2 protein-coding genes and 1 pseudogene are annotated in these 3607 nt (G+C 74.4%); all 3 read right to left on the reverse strand.

The window, feature by feature from the left end; genetic code table 11:
• Positions 1-59: 59 nt before the first annotated feature.
• Positions 60-990 (reverse strand): annotated as a pseudogene (locus tag ACWJ6R_RS32450) (threonine/serine dehydratase).
• Positions 991-1016: 26 nt separating this feature from the next.
• Positions 1017-2024 (reverse strand): DUF2278 family protein, encoded by a 1008-nt coding sequence (locus ACWJ6R_RS32455; protein ID WP_449065876.1) that lies wholly within the window; start codon positions 2022-2024, stop codon positions 1017-1019.
• Positions 2025-2222: 198 nt separating this feature from the next.
• A complete protein-coding gene (locus ACWJ6R_RS32460; RefSeq protein WP_449065877.1) occupies positions 2223-3401 on the reverse strand; it encodes a trans-sulfuration enzyme family protein in 1179 nt (392 codons plus the stop codon).
• Positions 3402-3607: the final 206 nt, after the last annotated feature.

Consider the following 3607-nt stretch of genomic DNA (forward strand, 5'->3'; position numbering starts at 1 on the left):
CGGGCTCGGGCTCGGGCTCGGGCTCGGGCTCGGGCTCGGGCTCGGGCTCGGGCTCGGGCTCAGGTGAGTGTGGCGGGGTCGGTGTTGGCGCCGCAGACGATGACGGCCACCCGCTCCCCGGGGGCCGACCGGTAGGCGCCGCAGCGCAGGGCGGCCAGGGCCGCGGCCCCGGCGTGCTCGGCGGCGATCCGGTAGGCCCGCCACAGCTCGTGGCGGGCCTCGACGATGGCCTCGTCGGGCACCAGGACGCTCTCCACCCCGGCGGCGCTGGTGACGTCGTAGGCGATCCGGCCGATCAGGCTGGCGCCCAGCGCGTCGGCGCCCACCCCGCTCACCTCCACCCGGACCGGCCCTCCGGCGGCCAGGGCGCGGTTCAGGGTCGGGATCCGCTCGGGCTCCACCGCCACGACCCGGGCCCGGCCGCCGAGCGCGGCCGTCCACCCCGGCGACCAGCCCGCCGCCGCCGACGGCGACGAGCGCGGTGTCGACTCCCCCGCTCTGCTCCAGCACCTCCAGCCCGACCGTGCCCTGGCCGGCGACCACGTCGGGCTGGTCGTAGGCGTGGATCTCCAGCGCTCCGGTCTCCGCGGCCCGCTTGACGGACGCCTCGTAGGCCTCGGCGTAGATCGCCCCGGTCTGGGTCACCTCCGCCCCCAGCGCCCGCAGTCCGGCGACCTTCACCGGACTCGACACCGTCGGCACGAAGATCTCTGCCCGCAGCCCCAGCGCCCGCGCGACGTGCGCCACCGCCAGGCCGTGGTTGCCGCCGCTGGCCGCGATCAGCCCCGCCTCGGGCAGGTCCCCCGCCTCCCGTGCCGCCAGGGCGCGGTTGAAGCCGCCCCTGGCCTTGAACGACCCGGAGTGCTGCACGGTCTCCAGCTTCAGCAGCAGCCCCGGCTCGGCCTCCAGCAGCGGGGTACGGCGGGCATGCCCCGCGATGCGCGCCGCCGCCCGCTCCACGTCCTCTGTCGACACGCTCACCCGCGGCACCCCTCGTCCATATCCCGGCTCACACTTCAGAAGGTCAGCGTCCAGCCCTCGCGCCGGCCCTGCGCCGAAGTGTAGGAGACGCCGTGGACCTTGAGTCCGGCCGCGTCCAGCAGGGTGATCGTGCCGCCGCCGTCGCCCAGCGCGAACGGCTCCCCGACCAGTACGGCGAGGACCGCGCCGGGGGCCAGCGCGCCCGCCGGGAGCGGGAAGGCGTTCCCCCGCCGGTCGGCGAGCCGCCAGCCGGCGAGGTCCACCGGGGCGGGCGAGGCGTTCAGCAGGGTGACGGTCTCGCCTCCCGGCCCGGGGCCGGCGGGGTTGACCAGCGCGGCCACGATCCGGACGGGCTCCTCGCCGGGGCCGGGCCGGACCGGGACCTCCTGCAGGGCGTGCCCGGTGGCGTCGTCGGTGTGCCAGGACTGGGACTGGAAGGCCAGGAAGATCGCCACCCACCGGGACTCGCCCGGGAAGGACAGCAGCAGCCCGCCGTCCTGCCAGACGCCGTCGTCGCCGCGGAAGCGCCGCGAGTTGCCCTGGTTCATGTGGATGTCGTGCACGCCGTTGCCGGGCAGGAACCCGAAGACCTTGTCCCGGGTGCGGGGTTCGGGGCCCCACCGCTCGCCGAAGGCGTAGACGATCGCGGCGGGGTCGGCGACGGCCCGCTCGACGTAGTGGTCGAACTTGTCGGCCAGGTCGTTGTCCACCCCCGGCAGGTCGGGAGGGAGGGCGCGCATCGCGGCCGGGTCGAACAGGTTGCCCCGGACGAAGTCCAGCGCGGCCCCGCCGGGGGCGGAGGCCAGGGCGGTCCAGCCCCCGGCGCTCCGCGGCAGCAGCGCGGTCAGCGGGTGCCGGAAGTCCTCGTCGGCGTGGTAGAGCAGCTCGGAGGGGGCCTGCTGGGACAGGACGTTGACCGCGATCCGGTAGGAGACTCCCGCGTCGTCGGTCAGGTGGAGCTGGTAGTGGGGGGTGTCGGTCGACCCCTCCCGCCGCCGCTCGACGGCCCGGCCGGCCAGGACCCCGTAGCTCTTCAGCGGCATGGCGCCACCCCCGCAGGACGCTCACGGAAGGGCGGCCCGGGAAGCGGGCCGCCCATGCCGATGCTACCGCGCCCCGGCCCGGGATCCCAGGTCATGACCGCAGGTCACAGTCCCTTTTCAGCGCCGGTTCAGGGCCGGTTTCAGCACCCGTCTCAACGCCCGTTCCAGCGCCGGTTTCAGGACCGGTTCAGGACCGGTTCAGGACCGGGAGAGCGCCTGCTCGAAGTCGGCCCACAGGTCCTCGACGTGCTCGATGCCGACCGCCACCCGGACGGTCCCCTCGCCGATCCCGTGCCGGGCCAGCTCCTCGGCGGTCAGCGACTTGTGGGAGGTGGTCGCCGGGTGCAGGATCAGCGTCTCCACGCCGCCGAGCGAGGGGGCCAGCAGCGCCAGCCGTACCGCGCTCATGAACCGCTCCCCGGCGGCGCGCCCGCCGACGAGGTCGAAGGAGAAGACCCCGCCGAAGCCCGGCAGCAGCTTGGCGGCCAGCGCGTGCGAGGGGTGCGAGGGCAGGCCGGGCCAGTGCACGGCCGCGACCGCCGGGTGGGCGTCCAGCCGGAGCGCCAGCTCGTGGGCGTTGGCGCAGTGGCGCTCCATGCGCAGCGGCAGGGTCTGGATGCCGCGCAGGGTCAGCCAGGCGGCGAACGGGTCGGCGGTCGCGCCCAGGCCGACGGCGTACTTCCACACCGTGCGGTGGAGCTCGTCGGAGGCGAAGACCGCGATGCCGCCGAGCACGTCGGTGTGGCCGCCCAGGTACTTGGTCGTGGAGTGCACCACGATGTCGGCGCCGTGCTCGATCGGGCGGCACAGGATCGGCGAGGCGAAGGTGTTGTCCACCACCGAGACCAGCCCGGCCTCGCGCGCCGCGGCGCACATCCCTGGCAGGTCGGCCACCTGGGTCACCGGGTTGGCGATCGTCTCCAGGTAGACCAGCTTCGTGGACGGCCGTACGGCGGCGCGCAGGGCGGCGGGGTCGTCCTCGGGGACGTAGGAGACCTCGATGCCGAACCGCGCGGTCAGGTCGTTGAGCGTCCCGGCGGTGCCGCCGTAGAGGGCCTTCTGCGCGATCACGTGGTCGCCGGGCCGGAGCAGGCCGAGCAGCACGGAGTTGATCGCGCCCATGCCCGAGCCGGTGGCCACGGCGCCGACGCCCCCCTCCAGGCCCGCGACTGCCTCCTCCAGGGAGCGGACCGTCGGGTTCGACAGCCGGCCGTAGACGAACGGCCCGTCAGGGCGGTTCATCCCGTCGGCGAAGACCGCCGGGTCGTCGAAGACGAAACCGGAGGTCTGGTAGAGCGGCACCGTGATCGGGCGGCTGCCCTCCAGCGGCGGCTGCGGAAGGTGGACGGTACGGGTCTCCGGGCGAAGCTCACTCATATGTCAAAGATGTCCGCTCAACGAGATGATGGCCAGATCCAATAAGGACGATTGGCCCACTGTCCGCTTCAATGTAGACGAACTGCCCATCTCGCCCCGTCCAGGGGTCGTCATGATCCGCTCCTCGCGATCATCGCGGGAATCCGCCCGGCGGCCGCCTCGCCGGCCCCGCACCGCCTTCGGCCGGAGCCCCGGTCCGCGTCCCG

This window comes from Planomonospora algeriensis, from assembly GCF_977012225.1.